Origin of the sequence: Amycolatopsis sp. lyj-23, assembly GCF_046549135.1 — a bacterium.
Classification (GTDB): domain Bacteria; phylum Actinomycetota; class Actinomycetes; order Mycobacteriales; family Pseudonocardiaceae; genus Amycolatopsis.
On sequence record NZ_JAJPWN010000052.1, the window covers coordinates 1 to 1099 of the forward strand.

General features: G+C 69.2%; 1 protein-coding gene. It reads left to right on the forward strand.

What is annotated here, in order from left to right:
- Nucleotides 1-151: 151 nt before the first annotated feature.
- A partial coding sequence (locus tag ACLJPY_RS50125) for an IS110 family transposase (RefSeq protein WP_410598086.1) occupies nucleotides 152-1099 on the forward strand: 948 nt, incomplete at its 3' end.

The window sequence follows — 1099 nt, forward strand, 5'->3', positions numbered from 1 at the left end:
TGCTTGCTGCCGGTGATGGCTCCGGAGGCTTGGCCGCCCGTCCCGCACCCTTGTTCCGACCGCTGATCAGGCACTGCGGACCATCGCTGTGTAGGGCGTTGCCGGCGGAGCGGGGACGCACCGCACGCATACCGATACGAGTGAGGGGTGCATGGCAGTTGTCGTGGGAATCGACGTCGCCAAGGAGTTCCACTGGGTTGCGGTCGTTGTTGCGGAGACCGGGAACGTCATTGACTCCCGGCGGATCGGCAATGATCCCGGCAGCATCGACGAGTTGATCGGCCGGCTGCGCAGCGCCGGCGCCGGCCACGGCGAGATCACCGTCGCGATCGACCTGATGGGCGGGATCGCGAGTTTGCTGACCGCGATGCTGATCGAGGCGGGCATCCGCCTGGTTCACGTCCCCGGCTTGGTTGTCAACCGCGCCCGCCGCGCCACCAAAGGCGGCGAGGCCAAACCCGATCCCCGCGACGCCAGAACGATCGCCGACCAATTGCGCCTGCGAGACGACTGGCGCGAGGTCACCGCGGAAGACGAGATCACCCTGGACCTGCGCATCCCGGTCGGTCACCGACGCGACCTGGTGGTGGACCAGACCCGCCGTCTGCAACGTCTGCGCGAGACTTTGACCAGCATGTTCCCCGGATTGGAACGCGCGGTCGACGTCACCGGCCTCGGCGACCTGCATCTGCTCACCCACTACGTGACTCCGGACGAGATCCGCCGCGCCGGGCGTCGTCGGATCACCGAGTACCTGCTGCGCGCCGGCGTCCGCCGCTCGTATGCCGAACCGCCGGCCGGCAAGGCGATCGCGGCGGCTCAAATCCAGCGCATCCTCGTGCCGGGACAAACTCGGATGGCCGGGTTCGCCCGCGAATTCGCTGCCGACGCCGTCATGGCCCGCCGTCGCATCACCGAACTCGAATCCCGGATCAGAGAGGACCTCGACCGCCACCCTGACGCGGCCCTCATCGCCGGCATGCCGGGGATGAGGGCCACCCTGACCGCCGAGTTCCTCGCCGAGGCAGGCGATCTCGCCCGCTTCGCCGGCGCCGGCCAGCTCGCTTCCGCCGCCGGGCCGGCACCGGTGCTGCAACAG